This is a genomic window from Pseudomonas sp. BMS12, from assembly GCF_001592875.1.
Classification (GTDB): Bacteria; Pseudomonadota; Gammaproteobacteria; order Pseudomonadales; family Pseudomonadaceae; genus Aquipseudomonas.
Genome location: NZ_LSOF01000005.1, coordinates 286,059 through 313,008, shown reverse-complemented (window position 1 = coordinate 313,008; position 26,950 = coordinate 286,059). Strand labels below are relative to the sequence as shown.

Here is a 26,950-nt window from a genome sequence, read left to right as displayed (position 1 = left end):
GTCCATGGGCAAATCGCTGGTCATCGTGGAATCCCCGGCCAAGGCCAAGACCATCAACAAGTATCTGGGCAACCAGTTCGTGGTGAAGTCGAGCATCGGCCATATTCGTGACCTGCCCACCAGCGGTTCCGCCAGCGCCAGCAAGGAGCCCGCCAAGCGTGGCAAAGCTGCGGCTGCCGAGGCCCCGGCGCTGTCGCCCAAGGAAAAAGCCAAACGCCAGTTGTTCAGCCGTATGGGGGTCGATCCCGAGCACGGCTGGAAAGCCAAGTACGAGATCCTGCCCGGCAAGGAAAAGGTGATCGAAGAGCTGCGCCGCCTGGCCAAGGATGCCGACACCATCTATCTCGCAACCGACTTGGATCGCGAGGGGGAGGCCATCGCTTGGCACCTGCGCGAGGCCATTGGTGGCGATGACAGCCGCTACAAGCGCGTGGTGTTCAACGAGATCACCAAGAAGGCCATTCAGGAGGCCTTCTCCCAGCCCGGCGAGCTGGATATCAATCGGGTCAACGCCCAGCAGGCGCGCCGCTTCCTCGACCGCGTGGTGGGCTACATGGTCTCGCCGCTGCTGTGGGCGAAGATCGCCCGTGGCCTGTCTGCCGGCCGCGTGCAGTCGGTGGCGGTGAAGCTGGTGGTCGAGCGCGAGAAGGAAATCCGTGCCTTCGTGCCGGAAGAGTACTGGGAAGTGCACGCCGACCTGGGCACCGCCAAGGACGCCAAGGTGCGGTTCGAGGTGGCCCGCGAAAACGGCGAGGCCTTCAAGCCGCTCAATGAAGCTCAGGCCATGGCTGCGCTGGAGAAGCTCAAGGCTTCCAGCTACAGCGTGAGCAAGCGCGAAGACAAACCCACCTCGAGCAAGCCGTCCGCTCCCTTCATCACCTCCACCCTGCAGCAGGCCGCGAGCAATCGCCTTGGCTTCGGGGTGAAGAAGACCATGATGATGGCCCAGCGTCTCTATGAGGCGGGCTATATCACCTACATGCGTACCGACTCGACCAACCTGTCGAACGACGCCATCGAGATGGTGCGCGGCTTCATCGACAACGAGTACGGCCAGAAGTACCTGCCCGCCAAACCGAACTCCTATTCGAGCAAGGAGGGTGCCCAGGAGGCGCACGAGGCGATTCGTCCGTCCGACGTCAACCTGCGTCCGACCCAGCTGTCCGGCATGGAGCGCGATGCTGAGCGTCTGTACGAGCTGATCTGGCGCCAGTTCGTCGCCTGCCAGATGCCGCCGGCCGAATATCTGTCCACCAGCGTTACCGCCAAGGCTGGCAGCTTCGATCTGCGTGCCAAGGGCCGTATCCTCAAGTTCGATGGCTATACCCGCGTGCTGCCACAGCAGAGCAAGCCGGGTGAGGACGATGTGCTGCCGGACATGAAGGAAGGCGAGGCGCTCAAGCTGATCAAGCTCGACCCGAGCCAGCACTTCACCAAACCACCTGCGCGTTTCTCCGAAGCCAGCCTGGTCAAGGAGCTGGAAAAGCGCGGCATCGGTCGCCCGTCCACCTACGCGGCGATCATTTCGACCATTCAGGATCGCGGCTACGTTACGGTGCATAACCGTCGTTTCTACGCGGAGAAGATGGGCGATATCGTCACCGAGCGCCTCAGCGAAAGCTTCGCCAACCTGATGGACTACGGCTTCACCGCCGGGATGGAAGAGCACCTGGACGACGTTGCCCAGGGTGAGCGGGACTGGAAACATCTGCTCGACGAGTTCTATGGCGACTTCAAGAAGAAGCTCGAAGTGGCCGAAGTCGCTGATACCGGCATGCGCGCCAACCAGCCGACATTGACCGACATCCCGTGCCGTGACTGTGGCCGACCGATGATGATCCGTACTGCATCCACCGGTGTGTTTCTCGGCTGTTCCGGTTACGCGCTGCCGCCAAAAGAGCGCTGCAAGGCCACTATCAACCTGATTCCGGGCGATGAAATTGCTGCGGATGACGAAGGCGAGTCCGAGTCGCGAGTGCTGCTGGGCAAGCATCGCTGCCCGATCTGTGCCACGGCGATGGATGCCTATCTGCTGGATGAAACGCGCAAGCTGCATATCTGCGGTAACAACCCGGACTGTGCCGGCTACGAGATCGAGCAGGGTCAGTACCGCATCAAGGGCTATGAAGGGCCAAGCCTGGAGTGCGACAAGTGTGGCAGCGAGATGCAGCTCAAGACCGGTCGTTTCGGCAAGTTCTTCGGTTGCACCAATGCCAGCTGCAAGAACACCCGCAAGCTGCTCAAGAGTGGTGAAGCCGCACCACCGAAGATGGATGCGGTGCCGATGCCCGAACTCAAGTGCGAGAAGGTCAACGATACCTACGTACTGCGTGACGGTGCGTCCGGCCTGTTCCTCGCTGCCAGCGGTTTCCCGAAGAACCGAGAAACGCGCGCCCCGCTGGTGCTGGAGCTGATTCCGCACAAGGACGAGATCGATCCCAAGTACCACTTCCTGCTGGCTGCCCCGGCCAAGGACCCCGATGGCCGCCCGGCGGTGATCCGCTACAGCCGTAAAACGAAGGAGCAGTATGTGCAAAGTGAGGTGGATGGTAAGCCCACCGGCTGGCGCGCTTTCTTCGACGGTGGCAAGTGGAAGGTGGAAGACAAGCGCTGACGTTCATTCGTATGCGCGCTCTGCTGGGGCGTCCTTGAGGCGCCCCGAGATATTTTCTGTTTGCGTCACAGCGTCTGGCTGACGCAGAGGAGCTGGTCATGGCCCATGAGCCCTACACTCGTACCAACCAGAAGATCTTCTTCGCCGGATTGGCGCTCGAAAGCCTGCGCAGGGCCGAAGCGGGGCAGGTCGCCAATGCGCAGGCGCTGCTGCAAGCGGAGCGTGAAGCTGCTTTGTTCCATTTGTACGGTGCCGTACTGGGGCTCTGCCATGAGATTACCGACTACTACAAGCTGGCTGTAGCGGGTGCCCCGCGCGTCGACTTGATCCTCAGTTCCCAGGTTCTGCAGTCCACCCCGACGCCTGAGCTGGCTGAGCTGATGGAGATAGCGCAGCAACCGGAAAGCTGGCTAGCGCGCTTGCTTGCTGCTCACGCGGAGCTGCACAGGCCGACACAGGCGCCGAAGAAAGCCAAGGTAGATCCGACCCTGCCGTTGATCGAGGCGGTCAGCGTCGATGAGGCAGAGCCACCGCTGAGCAGTGCTGAATTGGAAGATTGGCGGCAGCAGCTCAAACAGCTGGTGCTGCGCTATCGAGAGTCGCTCAGCGAGTGCTGACGGGATCGGTGGGCTAGGGTGACACCGCCTTGGCTGGTACACTGATCGCCCGCTTGGAGAGTTAAGTTATGTCTACATCCTTCCTTGAAATCGTCGAAATGCCCGATGGGCGTATTATTCTGCGTCGTGCCGAGGATGAAGAAGTGCTGGTGACTCTGGATTTCTCGGCGGATGCTCGGGCCTTTATGCAGGGACACCACGTCGAGGTGGCCAAGGCCATGCTCAACGTCGGCGTGCAGATGGCCGGTCGCCTGGCTGAAGGCGATCTCGAGCAGGATGAGCAGCCTCGCGTGTTGCATTGATTGACTGATGCCCGCAACGGGCATCTAAGCTGGGGTAATTTACGCCCCGAGCTCTACGCTTCAATCCAGTCGAATATTCAGGCTTTGCGCACTGCCCATGCGGGCGGCGCTGCTCAGGTGCGCGCGTTGCGCGGCCTGCAGGTTGAGCCAGCTCACCACGGTATGGCTGCGGCCCAGGCGCAGGGCCTCGCGGGTCAGTTCCAGAGCATCCTGGCCAGTGCGAGGTTGCAGCAGTAGCAGTCGATCCAGGTTAAGGCCGACACTACGTAGCCAGGCATTGGTGATAGAGGCTGGCGGGGCAACCAGGGTCAGCCAGCGTGCATCCTGGTTCTGGCTGAGTTCGCGCAGCACAGGGCCGAGCAGATGGCGGCAGTTGCCCGGAGAGCCGGACAGGCGCAGTTCGCTGAAGGGTTCTGGCTCGTCGAGCCAGGGTGTTTCCACCATATCGTCGAGCAATTGCGGCATGGTGCTGCCGATGAAGGCTTCAAACAGCGGGAGTTGCGAACGGTTCAGCGACTGCGGGAACTGCATGAAGCTCTCCTTAACTCAGCGGCGGATTACGCCGACACTCAAGCCTTCGATTACCAGGTCCTGTTCTTCCAGGTTCACTTCTATCGGTGCGAACTCGGGGTTTTCGGCAATCAGCAGCACCTTGTTGCCGTTGCGCTGAAAGCGTTTGACGGTGACTTCATCGTCGATGCGCGCTACCACGATCTGGCCGTTGCGTGCCTCGCGGGTGGTGTGCACGGCCAGCAGGTCGCCGTCGAGGATGCCGATATCTTTCATGCTCATGCCGCGTACGCGCAGTAGATAGTCGGCCTTGGGGTGGAAGAACTCGGGATTGATCTTGCAGGAGTCTTCGACATTCTGTTGTGCCAGGATCGGTGCGCCGGCAGCTACGCGACCGATCACGGGCAGGCCTTCTTCATCGTTGGCAGGCTCGAAGCCGGGAATGCGGATGCCGCGCGAGGCGCCTGGAGTCATCTCGATGGCACCTTTGCGCGCAAGGGCCTTGAGATGCTCCTCGGCGGCATTCGGTGATTTGAATCCGAGCTCCTGGGCGATTTCCGCGCGGGTTGGCGGATAGCCGTTGTCTTCCAGGCAGCGCTTGATGAAAGAAAGGATCTCGGTTTGCCGCGGCGTCAGTTTGAGCATGCTGGTGGTCTGTCTGTTTATACAGTTGCTGTGATTATATACAGTGATTTGTCGCTGGCAACACCTGTTTTTTGTGACGGGCAAAATGGCCAATCCGGGTGTTTGCCGAGATGCCCGCAGTTCTGCCGCGATTGCTCTATGGTTTAATGGGTGACCGGCCAGCCATGAAAAGGCCTGTCAGGCTTGACAGGGCGTCTGTCTGATACGTATGTTTCAAACAAGTGTTTGTCAGGTAGGTATGTCATGGCTCAATCAGAAACCGTTGAGCGCATCTTGGATGCTGCAGAGCAGCTGTTTGCCGAAAAAGGCTTCGCGGAAACCTCTCTGCGCCTGATCACGAGCAAGGCCGGGGTCAATCTGGCGGCGGTGAATTACCATTTCGGTTCCAAGAAAGCGTTGATTCAGGCGGTGTTTTCGCGGTTCCTGGGGCCGTTCTGCATCAGCCTGGAGCGCGAACTGGATCGCCGTCAGGTCCGTGCCGGTGACAAGCCCAGCCTGGAGGACCTGCTCAACATGCTGGTGGAGCAGGCCCTGGCGGTGAAACCCCGCAGTGGCAATGACCTGTCGATCTTCATGCGCTTGCTGGGGCTGGCCTTCAGCCAGAGTCAGGGTCACCTGCGCAAGTACCTGGAAGAGGTGTACGGCAAGGTCTTCCGCCGCTACATGCTGCTGCTCAATGAGGTCGCGCCGAAGTTGCCGCCGCTGGAGATCTTCTGGCGCGTGCATTTCATGCTCGGTGCTGCCGCGTTCAGCATGTCCGGCATCAAGGCCTTGCGCGGCATGGCCGAGAACGACTTTGGCGTGGACACCTCGATGGAGCAGGTCATGCGTCTGATGGTGCCGTTCCTCGCGGCGGGTATGCGTGCCGAGAGCGGTGTGAGCGACGACGTTCTGGCCAATGCCCAGTTCAAGCCGCGTAGCAAGACGGCTACCGCCAAGGCCGGCTGACCCTGTGCCCGGGCGGGGCGATGGGCTAAGCTAGCGGCCCATGTACCTGCTCGATTTCCTGCATATCTCCATTGCTGACCAGTGCCTGTACGGCTTTGCCGACGGGCAGCTGTGCCTGCATCTGCCGGTGTCTACCGCGCTCAATGGCCCTGGCGAGCGCAGTGGCTCGAACTGTACGCCCCGTGGCCGCCATCAGGTGCGGGCGAAGATTGGTGAGGGGCTGCCCGAGGGCGCCGTACTGCGTGGGCGGCGCTGGACCGGCGAGGTCTGGTCGCGAGAGTTGGCGACGCAATTCCCGGGGCGCGACTGGATTCTGACCCGCATCCTCTGGCTCAGCGGCTGCGAGCCGGGTGTCAACCGCCTCGGGGCAGTCGACACTTTTCGTCGTTATATCTATCTGCACGGCACGCCGGACAGCGAACCTATGGGCGTGCCGCTGTCCCATGGCTGTGTGCGTTTGCGCAATGCCGATCTGTTGACTCTTTTTCCTCGCGTACCACCGCACTGTGCGGTGTTGATCGACGAGGCGGCATGCCCCGAGTGGGCGGCGGCCGACCTCGCCTAAGGACTCTGTTGTGACGACTCCCCTGTATGGTTCCCTGATGCTGGACATCCAAGGTACCTGGCTGACTGCCGAAGACCGCCGGATCCTGCGTCAACCCGAAGTAGGTGGGCTGATTCTTTTCGCACGCAATATCGAGGAGCCGCGCCAGGTGCGTGAGCTCTGCGCTGCCATCCGCGCCGTGCGCCCCGATCTGTTGCTGGCCGTGGATCAGGAGGGCGGTCGAGTGCAGCGCCTGCGCAATGGCTTCGTGCGCCTGCCGGCCATGCGCGCCTTGGCCGACAATGCCGCTGCCGAGTATCTGGCGGAGCAGTGCGGCTGGCTGATGGCCAGCGAGGTGCTGGCTGTGGGTCTGGATCTCAGCTTCGCGCCGGTTCTGGATCTGGACCACCAGCGCAGTGCCGTGGTCGGTAGTCGCAGCTTCGAGGGTGACCCGGAGCTGGCGACCCGTTTGGCTGGTGCCTTTATCCGCGGCATGAATGCGGCGGGCATGGCCGCCTGCGGCAAGCATTTCCCCGGCCATGGCTGGGCCGAGGCCGATTCCCATGTCGCCATTCCGGTCGATGAGCGCAGCCTGGACGAGATCCGCACCTGCGATATGGTGCCGTTCCGCCAGTTGAGTCGGCAGTTGGCGGCGGTGATGCCCGCCCACGTCATCTACCCGCAGGTGGACGACAGCCCGGCCGGCTTCTCGCGGCGCTGGCTGCAGGACATCCTGCGTGGCGATTTGGGCTTCGAAGGGGTGATCTTCAGCGACGATCTGTCCATGGCCGGCGCTCATGTCGTGGGCGATGCCGCCAATCGCATCGAAGCCGCGCTCACGGCCGGGTGCGACATGGGGCTGGTGTGCAACGACCGCGCAGCCGCTGAGTTGGCCCTGAGCGCCCTGCAGCGCCTCAAGGCATTGCCGCCCAGGGGCTTGGCACGCATGCGCGGCCGGGGCTTCGCTCGTACCGACTATCGCCAGCAGCCGCGTTGGTTGCAGGCCGTGACAGCACTGCGCGATGCGCAGCTGATCGATTGAGAGGGTATTCGCCATGACAACCTACGCCATCATCGGCGGCACCGGCCTGACTCAGCTGGAAGGCTTGAGCATCAAGCAGATGCAGAATCTGGACACCCCCTTCGGCGCGCCTTCGGCGGCCGTGCTGCATGGCGAATACGCCGGTCGAGAAGTGCTGTTCCTGGCTCGTCATGGCCATCCGCATCGCATCCCGCCGCATCAGATCAACTATCGCGCCAACCTGTGGGCGCTCAAGCAGGCCGGTGCCGAGGCGATCCTTGCGGTCAACGCGGTGGGCGGCATTCATGCGGCCATGGGCAGTGGGCACCTGTGCGTAGCGCATCAATTGGTCGACTACACCTGGGGTCGCGCGCATACCTTTTTCGAGGGTGAGATCGAGCATGTCACCCATGTCGACTTCAGCTACCCCTACGACGAGGCGTTGCGTGGCCGTCTGATCGAGGCGCTGGCGGCGCTGGGCTATCCGCACAGCAGTCACGGTGTGTACGCCGCCACCCAGGGGCCGCGCCTGGAAACCGCGGCGGAAATTGTCCGCCTGGAGCGCGATGGCTGCGACATCGTCGGCATGACCGGCATGCCCGAGGCGGCGTTGGCGCGCGAGCTTGAGCTGCCTTATGCCTGCCTGGCCCTGGTGGTCAATCCCGCCGCAGGCAAGGCCAGTGGCCTGATCACCATGGCCGATATCGAGCGCGAGCTGGCCCAGGGAATCGACAAGGTACGCGCGGTGCTGAGTCGGGTGTTGGCGCAAGGCTGATGCCGGCGGCGGAGCCGAACTCTGCGGTCAGCGGTCCACTGTCTTTCGGCATCTGCTAGCCGGGCAGCGGGGCGAACAGTGCGTCGATGTCCTCGGGGCGCAGTTGCCAGTCGCCCTGGTTGCCGCCATCGAGCAGACCGGCGCTCAACGCTGCCTTGCGCTGCTGCAGTTGCTGGATCTTCTCCTCCACGGTGCCGCGGGCGATCAGGCGGTAGACGAAGACCGGCTTGTCCTGGCCGATGCGGTAGGCGCGGTCGGTGGCCTGGTTCTCCGCCGCCGGATTCCACCAGGGGTCATAGTGGATCACGGTGTCCGCCGCGGTCAGGTTAAGGCCGGTGCCGCCGGCCTTGAGGCTGATCAGGAACAGCGGCAGTTCGCCCGCCTGGAAGCGCTGTACGGGGGTGCGGCGATCCTGGGTGGCGCCGGTGAGCAGGGCGTAGGCGATGCCCCGGCGTTGCAGTTCGGTCTCGATCAGCGCCAGCATTGAGGTGAACTGTGAGAACAGCAGCACGCGGCGGCCTTCGGCCAACAGCTCGTCGAGCATCTGCAGCAGACTGTCCAGTTTGGCCGACTGGGCGGCGCCGTCCGCGCGCACCAGGCGGGTGTCGCAGCACACCTGGCGCAGCTTGAGCAGGGCTTCGAGGATGACGATCTGACTGCTGGCCAGGCCCTTGCGGCCGATCTCCTCGCGTACCTTACGGTCCATCGCCAAACGCACTGTCTCGTAGAGGTCGCGCTGGCTCTGGCCGAGGTCCACCCAGTGGATCATCTCACTCTTGGCCGGCAGCTCCTTGGCTACCTGATCCTTGCGGCGTCTGAGCAGGAAGGGTTTGACCCGCGCCTTGAGGTGCTCCAAGCGTGCCTCATCACCGTGTTTCTCGATGGGCGTGCGGTAGTCGCGGGTGAAGCGCTTGGCGTCGCCCAGCCAACCTGGCATGAGGAAGTGGAACAGCGACCAGAGCTCGCCCAGGTGATTTTCCAGCGGCGTGCCGGTCAGGCACAGGCGCTGCCGGGCCTGCAGTTGGCAGGCGGCCTGGGCTGCCTTGCTGGCCGGGTTCTTGATGTACTGGGCTTCGTCGAGCAGCAGCACGTGCAGTGGCTGTTGTCGCCAGTGCGGCAGGTCGCGCGGCAGCAGGGCATAGCTGGTCAGCAGCAGGTCATATTCGGCAAGCCTGGCGAAGTCGGCACTGCGTTTCGGGCCGTGCAGGGCCAGCACGCGCAGTTCGGGGGCGAAGCGGGCAGCTTCGTCCAGCCAGTTGGGAATCAGACTGGTGGGCATCACCGCGAGGGCCGGGCGATCCAGACGGCCCGCGCGTTTTTCGCACAGCAGATGGGCGAGGCTCTGCAGCGTCTTGCCCAGGCCCATGTCGTCGCCCAGTACGCCGCCGACCTGCAGCTCGCGCAGGGTCTGCATCCAGCGCAGGCCATCGAGCTGGTAGGGGCGCAGTTCGGCCTGTAGCCCAGGCGGCGCGCCCTGTGGCAGTGCGTGGCTGTGCTGCAGCTGTCGGGCGAAGTCGCGCAGGCGCTCGCCGCCCTGCCATTGCAGCGGTAATTCGTCGAGCTGGCTCAGGCGCGCGGCGTCCGGGGCGCTCAGGCGCAACCTGGGGCTGGGGTCCGGTTCGTGCAGGTACAGCTCGCCCAGGGTGCTCAGCAGTGGCTTGAGGCGGGCGAAGGGCAGGGCGACCTGCAGGGGGCTGCCGTCGCTGCTGCGCTTGTGCTCCAGCTGGATGGGCAGGAGTTCGTCGTCGCCGCGACGCGCCAGGTTGGCCGGCGCCAGCAGTTCGGGGCGATTGCGGATCAGGCGCAACAGCACCGGCAGCAGGCTGATGCGCTGGCCGTCGACCAGGATGCCCAGTTCCAGGTCGAACCAGTCCTGGCTGGGGGCCTCGTCGATCTCGGCGTACCAGCCCTGCAGTGGGCTGAGATCGAAGTGGAAGCCGGGGCGCAGATCGATCTGCCAGCCCTGCGCCTGCAGTTCGGGCAGCCCCTGCTGGACGAAGCGCAGCCAGGCGCCGTCGCCGGGCAATTCGTACATCTCGCCGCTGTCCGGCGCCAGGGCCAGGCTCTGGCGCATGGCCGGGCGCAGGCCGTAGCGCTCCAGTTGCTGGCGCAGGCGCTGCTCGGCTTCGGGCTGGCGCAGGATGCTGACGGGCTGACCATCGATGATCTGGCGAATGCGCTCGCCACTGGCGACCCGCTTGCCGTGCACCAGGCGTCCGGCATAGGCGAACGCCAGGCCGGCGCGGTGCTGCTGTTGCTGCACGGTGCGGCGATTGCCCGGCTGGTAGACGCTTTGCAGGTGGCTGCCCAGGGCCAGGTGGGCGATGGGTTGCAGGTCATCGATCAGGCGTGGTGCTGCTGCTGTGTTCTCGGTAAAGCCTGTCGGGTCGATCTGCAATAGCACCGCTGCGCAATGCTTGCAGTTGTAGCCCACTGGGCAGCTGCAGCGGGCCAGCAGCGGCACGCCGGCTGCGCCGGGGCGAATCCATTGCTGGTAGCGGTGCTCGGCGCTGCCCTGGCAGCTGGCGTGGATCTGCTCCGCTTCCTGGCTGAGTATCCGGACGCGCCCCTGGGCGGCATAGCGCCGGCCACGTTCGAGCGCGCCGGGGTCGAAGAGGGACTGCCAGGCGTCGTGCTGCAGCAACTCCTGCAGCGTCGCCATATCAGAGCTGGGTAACCTTGACCAGCAGGCCGAGGCTGCCGTTGTCCAGATAGGTCAACTCACCGGGGCGCAGACGAGTGCGCTGGCGAACCCGCTCGCTGCCGGTGAGCAGGCCGTCGGCGTCGAAACGGTTGATCCAGATGTTCGCCTCCAGGTCGACCAGGCGATCCTGCTCGCTCAGGCTCACCGTGCCCTCGGCCGGGTAGTGGCCAAACTGCTCGGTGCCGGTGCTCAGGGCGCTCTTGGTCGGCACGGCCGACAGGTTTTGCGCCCAGGCCTGGTGCAGCAACACTTCGTAGCCGTTGCCCGGGTTGAGCTTGGCGGCCTCATTGTTGAGGGCGGTGCCGCGCTCGTTGCCGGCAATCGGCGCGGCGCCTACCGCCCAGTCATCCGGTGCCGGCTGGCTGCTGCTGAGTGCTTCGCCGGCTTGGCGGAAGACGATGACTTCGATCTGGTACAGGCCGTCTGCGAAGGCGGCCGGGGCCAGCAGGCAGAACAGCAGGGGGATAAGGCGAAGCGCACGCATGGGTCAGTCCTTTAGGCGGATTGCGGGGCGAGGCGCTCCAGCAGCGCCTCCAGAGTATTGAAACGTTCTTCCGGGCGCTCCATCGGCACCTGGAATTTGAACAGGGTGGCGCCTTCGAACTTGTAGCGGTTCGGCTGGCCCTGGATCAGCTTGATCAGCACCAGCGGATCGACGCAGGTATCGGCGGCGAATTCGATGCGCCCGCCCTGGGGGCCGGCGTCGATCTTCTTGATCCCCAGCTTTTCTGCCTGCAGCTTGAGCAGGGTCAGGCGCACCAGGTTCTTGGTCGCCTCCGGCAGCAGGCCGAAGCGGTCGATCATCTCCACCTGCAATTCCTTCAGGCCATCCTCGTCAGCGGCGTTGGCGATGCGCTTGTAGAGGATCAGACGGGCATGCACATCCGGCAAGTAGTCCTCGGGAATGAGTGCGGGAACCCGCAGGTTGACCTCCGGGCCGCCGCCGAGCGGCTGGTCCAGGTTGGGCTGCTCGCCCTTGCGGATGGCCTTGACCGCGCGCTCCAGCATTTCCATGTAGAGGGTGAAGCCGACCGCCTGGATCTGTCCGCTCTGGCCGTCGCCGAGCAGCTCGCCGGCGCCGCGGATCTCCAGGTCGTGTGTGGCCAGGACGAAGCCGGCGCCGAGGTCCTGGGCATTGGCGATGGCCTCCAGGCGCTTCTGCGCGTCGTCGGTCATGCCCTTGCGTGGCGGCGTCAGCAGGTAGGCATAGGCCTGGTGGTGGCTACGGCCAACGCGGCCGCGCAGCTGGTGCAGCTGGGCCAGGCCGAACTTGTCGGCACGCTCGATGAGAATGGTGTTGGCGCTGGGCACGTCGATGCCGGTTTCGATGATGGTCGAGGCCACCAGCACGTTGAAGCGCTTGTGGTAGAAGTCGCTCATCACCCGTTCCAGGTCGCGCTCGTGCATCTGCCCGTGGCCGATGGCGATGCGCGCTTCCGGCACCAGTTCGGCCAGGTCGGCGGCGCACTTCTCGATGGTCTTCACATCGTTGTGTAGGTAGTACACCTGGCCGCCACGCAGCAGTTCGCGCAGCAGGGCTTCCTTGATCGTCGGGTTGTTCTGCTCCATGACGAAGGTGCGTACCGACAGGCGGCGCGCCGGCGGGGTGGCGATGATCGACAGGTCGCGCATGCCCGACACCGCCATATTGAGGGTGCGCGGGATCGGCGTGGCAGTGAGGGTGAGGATGTCCACCTCGCTGCGCAGGGCCTTGAGCTGCTCCTTCTGGCGCACGCCGAAACGGTGCTCCTCGTCGATGATGCACAGCCCCAGGTCCTTGAAGCGCACATCGTCCTGCAGCAGCTTGTGGGTGCCGATGATGATGTCGATCTTGCCTTCGGCCAGCTTGGCCACCGCTTCATTGATCTCCTTGGCGGTCTTGAAGCGGCTCATCACCTCGACCGTTACCGGCCAGTCGGCGAAGCGGTCGCGGAAGCTGTTGTAGTGCTGCTGGGCGAGCAGGGTGGTGGGCACCAGCACGGCTACCTGACGGCCGCTATGCACGGCGACGAAGGCGGCGCGCATGGCCACCTCGGTCTTGCCGAAGCCGACGTCGCCGCAGACCAGACGGTCCATCGGCTTGGCGGCGAGCATGTCAGCCACCACGGCCTCGATGGCGTTCTGCTGATCCGGGGTTTCCTCGAAGGGGAAGCCGGCACTGAAGGTGGCGTAGTCGGCGGCCGGATCCTTGAACGCGTAGCCTTCGCGGGCGGCGCGGCGGGCGTAGATGTCGAGCAGTTCGGCGGCGACGTCACGTACCTGCTCGGCGGCCTTGCGCTTGGCTTTCTGCCAGGTCTCGGAGCCCAGGCGGTGCAGCGGCGCCAGGGCATCGTCGCTGCCGGTGTAGCGGGCGATCAGGTGCAGGCTGGCGACCGGCACGTAGAGCTTGGCTTCCTCGGCGTACATCAGGGCGAGGAATTCGGCCGCCTGGCCGTCGAATTCCATGGTCACCAGGCCCAGGTAGCGGCCGACGCCGTGGTCGATATGCACTACCGGCGCGCCTTCGCGCAGCTCGGTGAGGTTCTTGATCACGTTGTCGCCGCCATCGCGCGATTTCTCGCGGCGGCGGCGCTGCATCACGCGTTGGCCGAACAGCGGGCTCTCGGCGACCAGGGCGATGTCGTCGAGTAGCAGGCCTTCGTCGAGTGGGGCGATGCAGATGGCCAGGCGCTCCTTACTGGCCGTGAACTCGTGCCAGTCGGCAACTTCACGCGGTTTGAGCTTGAGGCGGGCGAGTAGCTCCAGCAGCACTTCGCGGCGGCCGGCGGACTCGGCGCTGAACAGCACCCGGCCCGGGTATTCCTCGATAAAGCGGCGTAGCGCCGCCAATGGCTCGCTGGCCTTGGCCTGGATCGCCAGGTCGGGCAGCGGGCGGGCGTTGAAACGCTCGCGGCCGACGCCGGTTTCGATGTCGTTCTGATCGACCACCACGCGCGGCCAGTTTTTCAGGCGGGCGAAGCAGTCTTCCACCGGCAGGAAAATGTCTGCAGGTGGCAGGATCGGACGTTCCGGATCGACACGGCGATCATCAAAGCGGTTGCGCGCATCCTGCCAGAACTGCTCGGCGGCCTTCTCGATGCCGGGCAGGGAGAACACCTGGGTGTCCTGCGGCAAATAGTCGAACAGGGTGGCGCTTTCCTCGAAGAACAGCGGCAGGTAGTACTCGATGCCTGCCGGGGTGATGCCGGTGGAAAGGTCCTGATAGATCGGGCAGCGGCGGAAGTCGACGTCGAAGCGCTCGCGAAAGCGGCCACGGAAATCGGTGACGGCCTTCTTCTCCAGCGGGAACTCGCGGGCCGGCAGCAGGCGGATGCTGTCGACCTTGTCCACCGAGCGCTGGGTTTCCGGGTCGAAGGTGCGCAGGGTCTCGATTTCGTCGTCGAACAGGTCGATGCGGTAGGGCGTTTCGCTGCCCATCGGAAACAGATCGATCAGCGCGCCGCGTACGGCGAATTCACCGTGTTCATAGACGGTATCCACGCAGCGGTAGCCGGCGGCTTCCAGGCGCGCGCGCATTTCCTCGACATCGAGCTTCTGGCCGACATCCAGCAGCAGGCCGCTGCCGAGCAGGAAGCGGGTTGGCGCCAGGCGGTGCAGTGCAGTGGCGATCGGCACTACCAGGACGCCATGCTTGATCTCCGGCAGGCGGTACAGGGTGGCGATACGCTGGGAGATGATGTCCTGGTGGGGCGAAAACACGTCGTAGGGCAGGGTTTCCCAGTCGGGAAAGTGCAGCACCGGCAGGTTCGGGGCGAAGAACGCCAGCTCTTCCTGCAGGCGCTCGGCGCTCTGGCTGTCGTGGGTGAGCAGCAGGGTGAAACGCTTGGCGGCGCTGGCTGCCTCGGCAATGGCCAGGCTCAGTGCGGCGCCGGGCAGGTTGCCCCAGTGCTGTTTACCGGTTGCGGCCGGTAGTTTCGGCAAGTGCAGTACGGACACGGGTGTCGCGGCCCCAGGCGGAATTTAAGGGGGCGATTGTAGCGAGGGGAGGCGCCCACTGTCAGTTGCGACAGGCGCGCATTGCTCCGGCTAGCGCGCGCCGTCATAATGTAGCCCCTTTTTTCAGCCCCTACATGTGGAAGGTATTGCCCGTGACCCAGAAGCCCGACCAGTGTCTCGGTGAGTGGATCGATCGTGAAGCCCTCGCAGAAGCGATGATTCCAATGATCGGTCAGCTCTACCGCAACAACAGCGTGGTGACCTCGATCTACGGCCGTGGTCTGATCAACCGTTCGGTGATCGACATTCTCAAAGCCCACCGTTTCGCCCGTCACCGTCTGGATGGCGAGGTCGAACTGTCGGTTCACGATACTTTCCCGATCCTCAAGACCATGACCGAGCTCAAACTGGGCGCGGCTTCCGTGGACCTGGGCAAGCTGGTTGCCAAGTTCAAGAGCGAAGGCGCTGGTCGCAGCATCGAGCAGTTCACCAAGGACGAGCTGGCCGAGGTGGCCGGTAAGCAGAACGGTGCTGCCCGCGAAGGTACTGATGTTGTTCTGTACGGCTTCGGCCGCATCGGCCGCCTGCTGGCGCGCATCCTGATCGAGAAGACCGGTGGTGGCGACGGCCTGCGCCTGCGCGCCATCGTCGTGCGCAAGGGCGCCGAGAATGATCTGGTCAAGCGTGCCAGCCTGCTGCGCCGCGACTCCGTGCATGGCAAGTTCGATGGCACCATCACCATCGATGAGGAGAACAGCACCCTCACTGCCAACGGCAACCTGATCCAGATCATCTACTCCAACGATCCGGCCTCGATCGATTACACCCAGTACGGCATCAAGGATGCGCTGCTGGTTGACAACACCGGCAAATGGCGCGACGCCGAAGGCCTGGGTCAGCACCTGAAGTGCCCGGGTATCGATCGCGTCGTCCTCACTGCGCCGGGCAAGGGCGCGCTGAAGAACATTGTGCATGGCATCAACCATGCCGAGATCACTGCTGACGACAAGATCATCTCCGCCGCCTCCTGCACCACCAACGCCATCGTGCCGGTGCTGAAGGCTGTGAATGACCAGTACGGCATCGTCAACGGTCACGTCGAAACCGTTCACTCGTACACCAACGACCAGAACCTGATCGACAACTTCCACAAGGGTAGCCGTCGTGGCCGCAGCGCCGCGCTGAACATGGTCATCACCGAAACCGGTGCTGCTACCGCTGCCGCCAAGGCCCTGCCGGTGCTGAAAGGCAAGCTGACCGGCAATGCCATTCGCGTGCCGACGCCGAACGTGTCCATGGCCATCCTCAATCTGAACCTGGAAAAGGCCACCACTCGCGAAGAGATCAACGAGTACCTGCGCCAGATGGCCATGCACTCGGACCTGCAGAAGCAGATCGACTTCGTGCAGTCGCAGGAAGTGGTGTCCACCGACTTCGTCGGCTCCCGCCACGCTGGTGTGGTCGATGCCGAAGCCACCATCTGCAACGACAATCGCGTCGTGCTGTATGTGTGGTACGACAACGAGTTCGGCTACAGCTGCCAGGTCGTGCGTGTGATGGAAGACATGGCTGGGGTCAACCCGCCGGCCTTCCCGCAGTAAGCGCGGCGCGGCATGCAAAACGGGAGCTTCGGCTCCCGTTTTTGTTTTCTGCCTTCGACCATGGTCGAATGGACGAGCAGGGCTTGCTGCAGGGCGCGTTACGGTGCTTTTTCGGCTTGCCGTATCGCGGGCTGTGGCGGGTCAGTTGCTCTGTTGCTTGTTGTTACGACTGATAGGTCGCAGGTAGCACCCGTGGGTGTGCAGCTTGCTTATATCTCCTTATAATCCCTGAGATTTTCGCCCCGGAACAGTGCAGGGCGGGCCACTGCAAGGCTGCTGCAGTGGCCCGCCCCTGGCGTTCCGGTCGTGTTCGAACCCTGCGGAAACACCGTTGCCGGTGTTTGGGACAAACAATGATAAAGATCAAACGAGGGCTGGATCTGCCCATCAGTGGCGCACCCGAGCAGCGCATCGAAGCGGCTCGCCCGGTGCGCAGCGTGGCCCTGCTGGGTTGCGACTACCAAGGCATGAAGCCGACCATGGCCGTGCAGGTCGGTGACCGAGTCAAACTGGGTCAGGTCCTGTTCTCCGACAAGAAGAATCCTGGTGTGCATTTCACCGCGCCTGGCGCGGGCGTGATCAGTGCGATCCATCGCGGCGAGCAGCGTGTATTGCAATCCGTGGTCATCGACCTGGAAGGTGACGAAAGTATCGAGTTCGCCCGCTACGATGCCGCCCAGTTGGCCAGTCTGGAACCCCAGGTCGTACGTGACAACCTGCAGCAGTCCGGCCTGTGGACTGCGCTGCGCAGCCGTCCGTTCAGCAAGGTGGCCGCCGTCGACGCCCAGCCCAGCTCGATTTTCGTCACCGCTATCGACAGTCATCCGCTGGCTGCCGATCCTGCCGTGATCATCGCCGACAAGGCGAGTGACTTCGAAAACGGCCTCAAGGTACTGACCCGCCTGGCCAAGGTCTTTCTGTGCAAGGCCGAAGGCGTCAGCCTGCCGGGCGAAAGCCTGGCCGGTGTGCAGAGCGAAGGCTTTTCCGGTCCGCACCCGGCAGGTCTGCCGGGTACGCATATCCACTTCCTCGATCCGGTCAGCGTCAGCAAGAGCGTCTGGTATATCGGCTATCAGGATGTCATCGCCATCGGCGCGCTGTTTACCACCGGCAAACTGTCGGTCGAACGTGTGGTTGCCCTGGCTGGCCCGGTGGTGGAAAAGCCCCGCCTGTTGCGCACCCGTCTGGGTGCGAGCCTGGACGAACTGGCCGCCGGCGAGCTGCAGCCCGGTAACAATCGGGTGATTTCCGGCTCGGTGTTCGGTGGTCGTACCTCTCGCGGCGCCTTCGCTTTCCTCGGCCGCTACCACGTGCAGCTTTCCTGCCTGCACGAAGGTCGCGAGCGCGAGCTGCTGCATTACCTGCGTGCCGGGGTGAACAAGCACTCGGTGCTGAACATCTTTGTCTCCAAGCTGCTCGGCGGCAAACTGCTGCCGATGGACACCAGCACCAACGGCAGTCCGCGTGCCATGGTGCCGGTGGGCAACTATGAGGAAGTGATGCCGCTGGACATCCTGCCTACCCAGTTGCTGCGCTACCTGATCGTCGGCGATACCGAGATGGCGCAGAAGCTCGGTTGCCTGGAGCTGGACGAAGAAGACCTGGCCCTGTGCACCTATGTGTGTGCCGGCAAGTATGAGTACGGCCCGATCCTGCGGGACAACCTGACTCGCATCGAGAAGGAGGGCTGAGATGGGCCTGCGCAAATTCCTCGACAAGATCGAGCACAACTTCGAACAGGGCGGCAAGTACGAGAAGTGGTACGCCCTGTACGAAGCCCTGGATACCTTCTTCTACCGACCGGGCAGCGTGACCAAGACCACCGCCCACGTGCGTGACGGCATCGACCTCAAGCGCATGATGATCACCGTGTGGCTCTGCACTTTCCCGGCCATGTTCTTCGGTATGTGGAACGTCGGCTACCAGGCCAATACTATCTTCGCTGCCCAGCCCGAGCTGCTGGCCAGCCAGGAAGGCTGGCGCTTCGGCCTGATCGGCATGCTCGCAGGGTTCGACCCGGCCAGCGTCTGGGACAACTTCATCCAGGGTGCCGCCTACTTCCTGCCGGTGTACCTGACCACCTTCATCGTCGGCGGTTTCTGGGAGGTGCTGTTCGCCTCCATTCGCCGCCACGAGGTCAACGAAGGCTTCTTCGTCACCTCCGTACTGTTCGCTCTGACCCTGCCGCCGGACATTCCGCTGTGGCAGGTGGCCCTGGGCATCAGTTTCGGCGTGGTGATCGGCAAGGAAGTGTTCGGCGGTACCGGCAAGAACTTCCTCAACCCTGCTCTGGTCGGTCGTGCCTTCCTGTTCTTTGCCTACCCGGCGCAGATGTCCGGTGACGCGGTGTGGACTTCGGTCGACGGTTTCGCCGGCGCTACCACGCTTTCGGTCGCGGCTGCCGGCGGCATGGAGCAGGTCGCGGCCACCGGCCTGTCCTGGTGGAATGCCTTCGTCGGCCTCGAACACGGCTCCATGGGCGAGACCAGCGTGCTGGCGATCTTCATCGGCGGCGCCGTGCTGCTGATCAGCAAGATCGCCTCCTGGCGCATCGTCTCCGGGGTGATGCTGGGCATGGTCGCTACCAGCTACCTGTTCAACGCCATCGGCTCGGATAGCAACCCGATGTTCGCCATGCCCTGGCATTGGCATCTGGTGGTGGGCGGTTTCGCCTTCGCCATGATCTTCATGGCCACCGACCCGGTGTCGGCTTCCATGACCAATACCGGCAAGTGGATCTTCGGTGCGCTGATCGGCGTGATGGTGGTGCTGATCCGTGTGGTCAACCCGGCCTTCCCGGAAGGCATGATGCTGGCGGTTCTGTTCGCCAACCTCTGTGCACCGCTGATCGACCACTTCGTGGTCCAGGCCAACATCAAGCGGAGGCTCGCTCGTGGCTAACAAAGAATCGACTGTTCGCACCCTCACCGTAGCGGTGCTGGTGTGCCTGGTCTGCTCGGTGTTCGTCGCCGGCGCGGCCGTGGCACTGAAACCGACCCAGCTGGAAAACCGTCAGCTCGACAAACAACGCAGCATCCTGGCCATTGCCGGCCTGGGTGAGGCGGGCATGACGGCCAAGCAGGTGAAAGCGCTGTTCGGCGAGCGCATCCAGGCCAAGGTCGTGGACCTGCGCAACGGCACCTTCAGCGATGCGCAGAACCCAGCCACCTTCGACCCGCTCAAGGCAGCCAAGGACCCGAAGTTGTCCGAAGCGCTGAGCGGCGAGCAGGACATCGCCTCGATCAAACGTCGCGAAGACTTCTCCACCGTTTATATGGTTGAGCAGGATGGCCAGTTGCAGACCCTGATCCTGCCGGTGCGTGGTTATGGCCTGTGGTCGACCCTGCATGGCTTCATCGCGGTGAAGGGCGACCTGAATACCGTGGTCGGCTTCGGCTTCTACCAGCACGGCGAGACCCCCGGCCTCGGCGGCGAAGTAGACAACCCGAAATGGAAAGGCCTGTGGGTCGGCAAGTCGCTGTTCGATGAAAACGGCGAGCTGGCCGTGGAAATCATCAAGGGCGGCGTCGATCCGCAGAGCCCGAAGGCCGTGCATCAGGTCGATGCCCTGGCCGGCGCCACGCTGACCAGCAAGGGCGTGAACAATCTGCTGCATTTCTGGCTCGGCGAGAACGGCTTCGGCCCGTTCCTGGCCAAGCTGGGCAAAGGGGAGGCATAAGCGATGTCGCAACCGACCTATAAAGAAGTTCTGCTCAACCCGATCTTCAACAACAACCCCATCGGCCTGCAGATCCTCGGGATCTGCTCGGCCCTGGCGGTGACCTCGAACCTGAAGACCGCGCTGGTGATGTCGGTGGCCCTGACCCTGGTGACCGCCTTCTCCAACCTGTTCATTTCGATGATCCGCAGCCAGATCCCCAGCTCGATCCGCATGATCGTGCAGATGGTGATCATCGCCTCGCTGGTGATCGTGGTGGATCAGGCGCTCAAGGCATTCGCCTACTCGCTGTCCAAGCAGCTGTCGGTGTTCGTCGGGTTGATCATCACCAACTGCATCGTGATGGGCCGCGCCGAGGCTTTCGCCATGGCCAACCCGCCGGTGCTGTCGTTCTTCGACGGTATCGGCAACGGCCTGGGCTACAGCGCCATGCTGATTGCCCTGGGCGTGGTGCGCGAGCTGTTCGGCGCCGGCAAGCTGCTCGGCTACACCGTGCTGCCGACCGTCAACGATGGTGGCTGGTACCAGCCCAACGGCATGCTGCTGCTGCCGCCTTCGGCATTCTTCCTGATCGGTCTGTTCATCTGGGCCATCCGTAGCTGGAAGAAAGACCAGGTGGAGGCGCCCAGCTTCAAGATGGCGCCGCAGGTATCGAACAAGGAGGCCTACTGATGGAACACTATCTCAGCCTGTTCGCCAAGGCCGTGTTCGTCGAGAACATGGCGCTGGCCTTCTTCCTCGGCATGTGTACCTTCATCGCCATCTCGAAGAAGGTCGAGACCGCCATCGGTCTCGGCATCGCCGTGGTGGTGGTGCAGACCATCACCGTGCCGGCCAACAACCTGATCTACGCCTACCTGCTCAAGGACGGCGCTCTGGCCTGGGCCGGGCTGCCGGAGGTGGATCTGTCCTTCCTCGGCCTGCTCAGCTACATCGGGGTGATCGCTGCCATCGTGCAGATCCTCGAGATGCTGCTCGATAAGTACGTGCCCAGCCTGTACAACGCCCTCGGCGTGTTCCTGCCGCTGATCACCGTGAACTGCGCCATCATGGGTGGCACCCTGTTCATGGTCGAGCGCGACTACAACCTCTCCGAGAGCGTGGTCTACGGCGTCGGCTCCGGTTTCTCCTGGGCCCTGGCCATCGCGCTGCTGGCCGGCATCCGCGAGAAGCTCAAGTACAGCGATGTGCCGGAAGGCCTGCAGGGCCTGGGCATCACCTTTATCACCATCGGTCTGATGTCGCTCGGCTTCATGTCGTTCGGCGGCATCCAGCTGTAAGGAGAACACGATGGGATTCGAGATTTTCCTGGCCATCGGCATGTTCACCGCCATCGTTCTGGCGCTGGTGCTGATCATCCTGGCTGCACGCGCCAAGCTGGTCTCCAGCGGCGACGTGAACATCGTCATCAACGGTGAAAAGACGCTGACCGTGCCTGCCGGCGGCAAGCTGTTGCAGACCCTGGCGGCCAACAACCTGTTCCTGTCTTCCGCCTGCGGCGGCGGTGGTACCTGCGCCCAGTGCAAGTGCATCGTCGAGTCGGGCGGTGGCGAGATGCTGCCCACCGAGGAATCGCACTTCACCAAGCGCGAGGCAAAGGCCGGCTGGCGCCTGTCCTGCCAGACTCCGGTCAAGCAGGACATGCACATCGAAGTGTCGGAAGAAGTCTTCGGCGTGAAGAAGTGGGAGTGCACGGTGGAGTCCAACCCCAACGTGGCCACCTTCATCAAGGAGCTGACCCTGCGTCTGCCGGAAGGCGAGAGCGTGGACTTCCGCGCCGGTGGCTACGTGCAGCTGGAGTGCCCGCCGCACGTGGTCAATTACAAGGACTTCGACATTCAGCCCGAGTACCGCGGCGACTGGGACAAGTTCAACCAGTGGAAGTACGTGTCCAAGGTCGACGAGACGGTGATTCGCGCCTACTCGATGGCCAACTACCCGGACGAGAAGGGCATCGTCAAATTCAACATCCGTATCGCTTCGCCGCCACCGGGCAAGGATCACCTGCCGCCGGGCCAGATGTCGTCGTGGGTGTTCAACCTCAAGCCGGGCGACAAGGTCACCGTTTACGGTCCGTTCGGCGAGTTCTTCGCCAAGGAAACCGAGGCCGAGATGGTCTTCATCGGCGGTGGCGCCGGCATGGCGCCGATGCGCTCGCACATCTTCGACCAGCTCAAGCGCCTGGGCTCCAAGCGCAAGATCAGCTTCTGGTACGGCGCGCGCTCGCTGCGCGAAGCCTTCTACACCGAAGAGTACGACCAGCTGGCCGCGGAGAACCCCAACTTCGAGTGGCACCTGGCGCTGTCCGACCCTCAACCGGAAGACAACTGGACCGGCCTCAAGGGCTTCATTCACAACGTGTTGTTCGAGCAGTACCTCAAGGACCACCCGGCGCCGGAGGACTGCGAGTTCTACATGTGCGGCCCGCCCATGATGAACGCTGCGGTGATCAAGATGCTGCTGGATCTGGGTGTCGAGCGCGAGAACATCCTGCTGGACGATTTCGGTGGTTAAACCTGCGGTATGTCTGTTGCTGGCCAGCGCCCTGCTGGCCGGTTGCGGCGAGAAGATCGAGGAGTTCGGCGGCCCGACCATGGGCAGCCACTACTCGCTGAAGTACCTGGCAGGCGAGGGGACTCCCGAGCCTGCCGCCCTCAAGGCCGAAGTGGACGGTCTGCTCGCCGAAGTCGATCGGCAGATGTCCACCTGGCGCCCGGATTCCGACATCTCCCAGTTCAATCGCCTGCCAGCCCACAGCTGTCGGGTCATGCCGGCTGCCGTGCTGGAACTGGTGCGGGCTGGCGACGAGCTGAGTGCCGAAAGCGATGGTGCCTTCGATCTGACCCTGGAGCCGCTGCTCGATCTCTGGGGCTTCGGCCCGCAGGCGCGCGGCGAGCAGGTGCCCAGCGCCGAGGCGATTGCCGAGGCCCGTCAGCGCATCGGTCACCAGCATCTGCAGATCGGCGAGAAGCGCCTGTGCAAGGATGCTGCGGTACAGGTCGATCTCAACAGTATTGCGGCCGGCTATACGGTCGATCGCATCGCCGAGCGTCTTGGCCAGCTGGGCGTGACCAGCTACCTGCTGGACGTGACTGGGGAAGTCAGGGCTGCAGGACGCAAGCCAGACGGTTCGCCCTGGCGCGTTGCCATCGAGGCGCCGCGTGACGATCAGCAGGTGGCGCAGAAGGTGCTGCAGCTGGATGGCCTCGGCGTGTCGACCTCCGGCGACTACCGCAACTACTTCGAGGAAGATGGCAAACGCTATTCGCACACCCTCGACCCGCAGACCGGTGCGCCGATCACTCATCGCCTGGCGTCGGTGACCGTGGTCGATCCATCGACCCTGCGTGCCGATGGGCTGTCTACTCTATTGATGGTGCTGGGGCCGAAGCGTGGCTATGCCTTCGCTGAGCGCGCGGATATCGCCGCTTTCTTCGTCACTCGTACCGACCAGGGCTTCGCCACCCGTGCGACGCCCGCATTTACTCGCCGTTTCGGCGAAGGAGAGTCCCCATGACCTGGGTTCTGGTTTTCGGTCTGATGCTGCTGGTGGTGCTGGGCATGGCCGTCGGCGTGATCTTCGGGCGCAAGCCCATCGCCGGTTCCTGCGGCGGCATCGCCAACCTCGGTATCGAGAAGGAATGCTCGATCTGTGGCGGCAGTCGCGAGAAGTGCGAAGAGGTCAATCGTGAGCAGAACGGCGATGTAGTGGATGCAACGCTCGCCTACGACGCGACCAAGCGCTAATGTGCCGGGCAAAATGCTCCAGCTAAGCTGGAACGATGACAAAGAGCGTGCCGTAGCGGCACCTGCAGGGCGCCTCGGGCGCCCTGAGCAGTTCTGAAAGGAGTAAGCATGGCGGTCTACAACTACGACGTGGTGGTGCTGGGTTCCGGTCCGGCGGGCGAGGGCGCGGCGATGAACGCGGTCAAGGCCGGGCGCAAGGTGGCGGTGGTCGACAACCGGCCCCTGGTCGGCGGCAACTGCACCCACTTGGGCACTATCCCGTCCAAGGCCCTGCGTCACTCGGTGCGCCAGATCATGCAGTACAACACCAACCCGCTGTTCCGCCAGATCGGCGAGCCGCGCTGGTTCTCCTTCCCGGACGTGCTGAAGAGCGCCGAGCGCGTGATCGCCAAGCAGGTCACGTCGCGCACCGGCTACTACGCGCGCAACCGTGTCGACGTGTTCTTTGGCACTGCCAGCTTTCATGACGAGCACACCGTGGAAGTGGTCTGCGCCAGTGGCGTGGTCGAGCGTCTGGTGGCCAAACAGGTGATCGTCGCCACCGGTTCGCGTCCCTATCGCCCGGCCGATGTGGACTTCCACCACCCGCGTATCTACGACAGCGATACCATCCTCAGCCTGACCCACACCCCGCGCCGGATCATCATTTATGGCGCCGGCGTGATCGGCTCCGAGTACGCCTCGATCTTCAGCGGCCTGGGCGTGCTGGTCGACCTGATCGATAACCGCGATCAGCTGCTCAGCTTCCTCGACGACGAGATTTCCGATGCCCTGAGCTACCACCTGCGCAACAACAACGTGCTGATCCGTCACAACGAGGAGTACGAGCGCATCGAGGGCCTGGAGAACGGCGTGATCCTGCACCTCAAGTCGGGCAAGAAGATCAAGGCCGACTGCCTGCTGTGGTGCAACGGTCGTACCGGCAACACCGACAAGCTGGGCCTGGAGAACATCGGTCTGAAAGCCAACGGCCGCGGCCAGATCGAAGTCGATCAGCATTACCGCACGGCGGTACCGAACATCTACGCCGCCGGTGACGTGATCGGCTGGCCGAGCCTGGCCAGTGCTGCTGCCGACCAGGGCCGCTCGGCCGCCGGCAGCGCGGTGGAGAATGACAGCTGGCGCTTCGTCGACGATGTGCCGACCGGCATTTACACCATTCCGGAGATCAGCTCGATCGGCAAGAACGAGAAGGAGCTGACCCAGGCCAAGATTCCCTATGAAGTGGGCAAGGCCTTCTTCAAGGGCATGGCCCGCGCGCAAATTTCCCACGAGCCGGTGGGCATGCTGAAGATCCTGTTCCACCGCGAGACCCTGGAAGTCCTCGGCGTGCACTGCTTCGGCTACCAGGCTTCCGAGATCGTGCATATCGGTCAGGCGATCATGAACCAGAAGGGCGAGGCGAACAGCATCAAGTACTTCGTCAACACCACCTTCAACTACCCGACCATGGCCGAGGCCTATCGGGTGGCGGCATTCGACGGGCTCAACCGGCTTTTTTGAGCGGCTCCGACCGGTGGCCTGAGCCGGTTGGGGTAGATCCCTTCAGCAACTCCCGCGACTGGCGCTGGCCGAACCGGGAGAGCTTCTGACCAGGCGCGACGCTACAACAAAAAACCGGCCCTTGAGCCGGTTTTTTGTTTGCCCCTTTGCCTCGGGAAGGGGGGGCTAGCGCTTGAGTGTATCCACCGCCAGCCCGGGGTAGTCGGTGATGATGCTGTCCACGCCGAAGTCGGCCAGGCGGCGCATCAGCGAGGGTTCGTTGACCGTCCATACCGACACGTGTAGCCCGGCTTTCTGTGCCTTGAGCAGGCGTTCGGGGGTGCACAGGGTCCAGTTCAGCGCCAGCATCGAACAACCGTGGTGCGCGGCGACCTTCAGCGGGTCGAGCCAGTTGTATTCGGCGACCAGGCCGCGCGACAGCTCCGGGGTCAGGCGGCGCAGAGCGCGCAGGACTTCGCGCGAGCTGCTGGTGACGGTTATCCGGTCCTTGATGCCGAAGCGCTCCGCCAACGCCTGGATGGCCAGCACGGTACGCGCTGCGCGCACGCGGGAGGCGATCTTCACCTCCAGTTGCCAGTGTTCGAACGGGCACTGCTCGAACAGTGTTTCCAGCCTGGGGATGGGGCAGGGCGCCTTCCAGCCCGGGCCGCCCTGGCGGGCATCGAGGGTCACCAGCTCCTCGGCGTCATGCTGCACCACCTTGCCGCGGCGGCCGGTAGTGCGCTTGAGGGTCGGGTCGTGGATCACCATCAGTTCGCCGTCGCGTGACAGGTGCAAGTCCAGCTCGCAGCGGGTGACGCCATGTTCGAGGCAGCGCTGGAAGCTGGCGAGGGTGTTCTCCGGTGCTTCGCCCTTGGCGCCGCGGTGGCCGTAGATGAGGGTCACTGTTGCTCCTTGGCGACGGGGTTGCGTGGCTGGTGATGCAGCACGCTGTCGATCACGTGGTCGTATTCGAAGTAAACGCTGAAGCTGCGGTAGTCCCAGCGGGTGATCGGCGGCTGGCCAACCGGGGGATGCTCCTCGTCGGCCAGGCCAAAGCGCTCCAGCACCGCGCGCTTGGACTCGCCCAGTTTGGGCAGGCCGGCGACGGCGTCGCCCTGCTGGCCAAGCGGAATCTCGATGGTTTGCGCCAGCGCAGGCAAGGGCAGCAGCATGGCAAGCAGCAGCGGTAGTCGTTTCATTTTTGCTCCCGCGCCTGGCGTCGCTCCAGCGCCTGTTTCTGCAGAATGTGGCGGGCCAGCAGCTGGCGCTGAGCATCGGTCAGCACCTCCCACTCGGTGCCGATCTCGAACTGGCCGTCGCCGCGCGCCTGACAATGCACGACCTCGGCTCGCAGCAGCAGGCCGAGGGCTTGGGGCATCAGTACCATCTTGATCGCCAGATGGCTGCCGGCAGGCACCGCTTGGTGGTGATTGAAACTGATACCCCCTTCGGAGAGCGACACCTGGCGCGGTGCGCCGATGTCGCGCAGCAGGCTTTGCGCCACCGCCTGGCCGAGCAGGTCGATGCGTTTGTTCATCACCTTCAGGTAGTTGGCCAGGGTCCGGTCGCGCTCGCTGATGTGGCGCAGCAGGTGCTGCGATTCGAAGTCCATCAAATGCAGCTCGCTGAGCAGGTTGAACAGCGGCGAACTGTCGTGAAGCGGTTCGCTGGTATGCGCTTCGGCGCTGGATAGCAGGCTGAAATCCAGTGCGATCGTATCCTCGATACGATAGTATTCGCGGCGGTCATCGACGTCTTGATTCGACATGGCGAACCCATGGCTGCAGTGGTGGTCTGAGTGTAAGGCCGCGCGCCGAGCCCT

At 63.7% G+C, this 26,950-nt stretch carries 25 protein-coding genes; 17 read left to right on the top strand and 8 right to left on the bottom strand.

The features are described from left to right. Positions 1-4 precede the first annotated feature (4 nt). The 3 genes from topA (at position 5) to AYB31_RS04860 (ending at position 3,533) form a co-directional block, all read left to right on the top strand. Positions 5-2,614, top strand: coding sequence for a type I DNA topoisomerase (topA, locus tag AYB31_RS04870; RefSeq protein WP_068826333.1), 2,610 nt, complete (start codon positions 5-7; stop codon positions 2,612-2,614). 98 nt (positions 2,615-2,712) lie between these two features. After that, complete coding sequence (locus AYB31_RS04865; RefSeq protein ID WP_068826331.1) at positions 2,713-3,231, top strand: DUF6586 family protein; 519 nt, start codon at positions 2,713-2,715, stop codon at positions 3,229-3,231. Between the two features lie 68 nt (positions 3,232-3,299). Next, complete coding sequence (locus AYB31_RS04860) at positions 3,300-3,533, top strand: hypothetical protein (RefSeq protein WP_068826330.1); 234 nt, start codon at positions 3,300-3,302, stop codon at positions 3,531-3,533. Between the two features lie 60 nt (positions 3,534-3,593). Here AYB31_RS04860 and sulA read toward each other — a convergent pair whose 3' ends face one another. Together sulA and lexA are read right to left on the bottom strand one after the other, a co-directional pair. Beyond that, positions 3,594-4,064 carry an SOS-induced cell division inhibitor SulA gene (gene sulA, locus AYB31_RS04855; RefSeq protein ID WP_068826328.1) on the bottom strand — a complete coding sequence of 157 codons (471 nt, stop codon included), beginning with the start codon at positions 4,062-4,064 and terminating at the stop codon, positions 3,594-3,596. 15 nt (positions 4,065-4,079) lie between these two features. Further along, positions 4,080-4,688 carry a transcriptional repressor LexA gene (lexA, locus tag AYB31_RS04850; RefSeq protein ID WP_068826326.1) on the bottom strand — a complete coding sequence of 203 codons (609 nt, stop codon included), beginning with the start codon at positions 4,686-4,688 and terminating at the stop codon, positions 4,080-4,082. A gap of 243 nt (positions 4,689-4,931) precedes the next feature. On the opposite strand from lexA, the gene AYB31_RS04845 reads away from it, so the two are divergent. Genes AYB31_RS04845 through AYB31_RS04830 form a run of 4 tightly spaced genes read left to right on the top strand, consistent with a single transcriptional unit; the run spans position 4,932 to position 7,976 of the window. Then, positions 4,932-5,636: a TetR/AcrR family transcriptional regulator gene (locus AYB31_RS04845; RefSeq protein WP_068826324.1), complete on the top strand. Its 705-nt coding sequence runs from the start codon at positions 4,932-4,934 to the stop codon at positions 5,634-5,636. 40 nt (positions 5,637-5,676) lie between these two features. Then, on the top strand, positions 5,677-6,201 hold the full coding sequence (locus AYB31_RS04840; protein WP_068826323.1) for a L,D-transpeptidase: 525 nt from the start codon (positions 5,677-5,679) through the stop codon (positions 6,199-6,201). A 22-nt stretch (positions 6,202-6,223) separates the two neighbouring features. Continuing rightward, positions 6,224-7,222: a beta-N-acetylhexosaminidase gene (nagZ, locus tag AYB31_RS04835; protein WP_162493000.1), complete on the top strand. Its 999-nt coding sequence runs from the start codon at positions 6,224-6,226 to the stop codon at positions 7,220-7,222. Between the two features lie 13 nt (positions 7,223-7,235). Further along, positions 7,236-7,976: an S-methyl-5'-thioinosine phosphorylase gene (locus tag AYB31_RS04830; RefSeq protein WP_068826319.1), complete on the top strand. Its 741-nt coding sequence runs from the start codon at positions 7,236-7,238 to the stop codon at positions 7,974-7,976. A gap of 55 nt (positions 7,977-8,031) precedes the next feature. Here the strand turns inward: AYB31_RS04830 and AYB31_RS04825 are convergent, their stop codons facing one another. Genes AYB31_RS04825 through mfd form a run of 3 tightly spaced genes read right to left on the bottom strand, consistent with a single transcriptional unit; the run spans position 8,032 to position 14,616 of the window. Next, entirely contained in the window at positions 8,032-10,638 is a 2,607-nt protein-coding gene (locus tag AYB31_RS04825) for a DEAD/DEAH box helicase (protein ID WP_082805199.1), read from the bottom strand. A 1-nt stretch (position 10,639) separates the two neighbouring features. Continuing rightward, a complete protein-coding gene (locus AYB31_RS04820) occupies positions 10,640-11,164 on the bottom strand; it encodes a CsiV family protein (protein ID WP_068826318.1) in 525 nt (174 codons plus the stop codon). 11 nt (positions 11,165-11,175) lie between these two features. Continuing rightward, positions 11,176-14,616, bottom strand: a complete 3,441-nt coding sequence (mfd, locus tag AYB31_RS04815; RefSeq protein ID WP_068826316.1) for a transcription-repair coupling factor — start codon at positions 14,614-14,616, stop codon at positions 11,176-11,178. 134 nt (positions 14,617-14,750) lie between these two features. Between mfd and AYB31_RS04810 the strand changes: the two genes are divergently transcribed. The 10 genes from AYB31_RS04810 (at position 14,751) to sthA (ending at position 25,146) form a co-directional block, all read left to right on the top strand. Next, positions 14,751-16,217, top strand: a complete 1,467-nt coding sequence (locus AYB31_RS04810; protein WP_082805198.1) for a glyceraldehyde-3-phosphate dehydrogenase — start codon at positions 14,751-14,753, stop codon at positions 16,215-16,217. Between the two features lie 353 nt (positions 16,218-16,570). After that, entirely contained in the window at positions 16,571-17,908 is a 1,338-nt protein-coding gene (locus AYB31_RS04805; protein ID WP_068826313.1) for a Na(+)-translocating NADH-quinone reductase subunit A, read from the top strand. Position 17,909: 1 nt separating this feature from the next. Continuing rightward, entirely contained in the window at positions 17,910-19,118 is a 1,209-nt protein-coding gene (locus tag AYB31_RS04800) for an NADH:ubiquinone reductase (Na(+)-transporting) subunit B (protein ID WP_068826311.1), read from the top strand. Then, on the top strand, positions 19,111-19,896 hold the full coding sequence (locus tag AYB31_RS04795; RefSeq protein ID WP_068826309.1) for a Na(+)-translocating NADH-quinone reductase subunit C: 786 nt from the start codon (positions 19,111-19,113) through the stop codon (positions 19,894-19,896). Before AYB31_RS04800 ends, AYB31_RS04795 begins: the two co-directional genes overlap by 8 nt. 3 nt (positions 19,897-19,899) lie before the next feature. Next, on the top strand, positions 19,900-20,568 hold the full coding sequence (locus AYB31_RS04790) for an NADH:ubiquinone reductase (Na(+)-transporting) subunit D (protein WP_068826307.1): 669 nt from the start codon (positions 19,900-19,902) through the stop codon (positions 20,566-20,568). Then, positions 20,568-21,176: an NADH:ubiquinone reductase (Na(+)-transporting) subunit E gene (nqrE, locus tag AYB31_RS04785; RefSeq protein WP_068826305.1), complete on the top strand. Its 609-nt coding sequence runs from the start codon at positions 20,568-20,570 to the stop codon at positions 21,174-21,176. The genes AYB31_RS04790 and nqrE overlap by 1 nt, the downstream gene beginning before the upstream one ends. A 10-nt stretch (positions 21,177-21,186) precedes the next feature. Beyond that, positions 21,187-22,410 carry an NADH:ubiquinone reductase (Na(+)-transporting) subunit F gene (gene nqrF / locus AYB31_RS04780; protein ID WP_068826303.1) on the top strand — a complete coding sequence of 408 codons (1,224 nt, stop codon included), beginning with the start codon at positions 21,187-21,189 and terminating at the stop codon, positions 22,408-22,410. Further along, on the top strand, positions 22,403-23,413 hold the full coding sequence (locus AYB31_RS04775) for an FAD:protein FMN transferase (protein ID WP_236715502.1): 1,011 nt from the start codon (positions 22,403-22,405) through the stop codon (positions 23,411-23,413). Before nqrF ends, AYB31_RS04775 begins: the two co-directional genes overlap by 8 nt. Continuing rightward, positions 23,410-23,643, top strand: coding sequence for a (Na+)-NQR maturation NqrM (nqrM, locus tag AYB31_RS04770; protein ID WP_068826301.1), 234 nt, complete (start codon positions 23,410-23,412; stop codon positions 23,641-23,643). Before AYB31_RS04775 ends, nqrM begins: the two co-directional genes overlap by 4 nt. A gap of 108 nt (positions 23,644-23,751) precedes the next feature. Next, entirely contained in the window at positions 23,752-25,146 is a 1,395-nt protein-coding gene (gene sthA / locus AYB31_RS04765) for a Si-specific NAD(P)(+) transhydrogenase (protein ID WP_068826299.1), read from the top strand. Positions 25,147-25,311: 165 nt separating this feature from the next. Here the strand turns inward: sthA and AYB31_RS04760 are convergent, their stop codons facing one another. From AYB31_RS04760 to AYB31_RS04750, 3 genes are read right to left on the bottom strand one after another with little or no spacing between them, the layout of a single operon-like run. Next, entirely contained in the window at positions 25,312-26,031 is a 720-nt protein-coding gene (locus tag AYB31_RS04760) for a glycerophosphodiester phosphodiesterase (protein WP_068826297.1), read from the bottom strand. After that, the gene (locus AYB31_RS04755; RefSeq protein ID WP_068826295.1) at positions 26,028-26,327 is read right to left on the bottom strand and encodes a phosphodiesterase; all 300 of its coding nucleotides are present in this window, start codon (positions 26,325-26,327) and stop codon (positions 26,028-26,030) included. The genes AYB31_RS04760 and AYB31_RS04755 overlap by 4 nt, the downstream gene beginning before the upstream one ends. After that, positions 26,324-26,896, bottom strand: a complete 573-nt coding sequence (locus AYB31_RS04750; protein WP_068826292.1) for a PilZ domain-containing protein — start codon at positions 26,894-26,896, stop codon at positions 26,324-26,326. Before AYB31_RS04750 ends, AYB31_RS04755 begins: the two co-directional genes overlap by 4 nt. Between the last annotated feature and the right edge of the window lie 54 nt (positions 26,897-26,950).

Coding starts and splice junctions, on each gene's coding strand:
- nqrM (WP_068826301.1), top strand. CDS start 23,410: ATGACCTGGGTTCTGGTTTTCGGTCTGATGCTGCTGGTGGTGCTGGGC.
- sulA (WP_068826328.1), bottom strand. CDS start 4,064: ATGCAGTTCCCGCAGTCGCTGAACCGTTCGCAACTCCCGCTGTTTGAA.
- AYB31_RS04840 (WP_068826323.1), top strand. CDS start 5,677: ATGTACCTGCTCGATTTCCTGCATATCTCCATTGCTGACCAGTGCCTG.
- lexA (WP_068826326.1), bottom strand. CDS start 4,688: ATGCTCAAACTGACGCCGCGGCAAACCGAGATCCTTTCTTTCATCAAG.
- AYB31_RS04790 (WP_068826307.1), top strand. CDS start 19,900: ATGTCGCAACCGACCTATAAAGAAGTTCTGCTCAACCCGATCTTCAAC.
- nqrF (WP_068826303.1), top strand. CDS start 21,187: ATGGGATTCGAGATTTTCCTGGCCATCGGCATGTTCACCGCCATCGTT.
- AYB31_RS04825 (WP_082805199.1), bottom strand. CDS start 10,638: ATGGCGACGCTGCAGGAGTTGCTGCAGCACGACGCCTGGCAGTCCCTC.
- AYB31_RS04805 (WP_068826313.1), top strand. CDS start 16,571: ATGATAAAGATCAAACGAGGGCTGGATCTGCCCATCAGTGGCGCACCC.
- AYB31_RS04755 (WP_068826295.1), bottom strand. CDS start 26,327: ATGAAACGACTACCGCTGCTGCTTGCCATGCTGCTGCCCTTGCCTGCG.
- AYB31_RS04860 (WP_068826330.1), top strand. CDS start 3,300: ATGTCTACATCCTTCCTTGAAATCGTCGAAATGCCCGATGGGCGTATT.
- sthA (WP_068826299.1), top strand. CDS start 23,752: ATGGCGGTCTACAACTACGACGTGGTGGTGCTGGGTTCCGGTCCGGCG.
- AYB31_RS04865 (WP_068826331.1), top strand. CDS start 2,713: ATGGCCCATGAGCCCTACACTCGTACCAACCAGAAGATCTTCTTCGCC.
- AYB31_RS04845 (WP_068826324.1), top strand. CDS start 4,932: ATGGCTCAATCAGAAACCGTTGAGCGCATCTTGGATGCTGCAGAGCAG.
- nqrE (WP_068826305.1), top strand. CDS start 20,568: ATGGAACACTATCTCAGCCTGTTCGCCAAGGCCGTGTTCGTCGAGAAC.
- topA (WP_068826333.1), top strand. CDS start 5: ATGGGCAAATCGCTGGTCATCGTGGAATCCCCGGCCAAGGCCAAGACC.
- AYB31_RS04830 (WP_068826319.1), top strand. CDS start 7,236: ATGACAACCTACGCCATCATCGGCGGCACCGGCCTGACTCAGCTGGAA.
- AYB31_RS04750 (WP_068826292.1), bottom strand. CDS start 26,896: ATGTCGAATCAAGACGTCGATGACCGCCGCGAATACTATCGTATCGAG.
- AYB31_RS04820 (WP_068826318.1), bottom strand. CDS start 11,164: ATGCGTGCGCTTCGCCTTATCCCCCTGCTGTTCTGCCTGCTGGCCCCG.
- AYB31_RS04800 (WP_068826311.1), top strand. CDS start 17,910: ATGGGCCTGCGCAAATTCCTCGACAAGATCGAGCACAACTTCGAACAG.
- AYB31_RS04810 (WP_082805198.1), top strand. CDS start 14,751: ATGTGGAAGGTATTGCCCGTGACCCAGAAGCCCGACCAGTGTCTCGGT.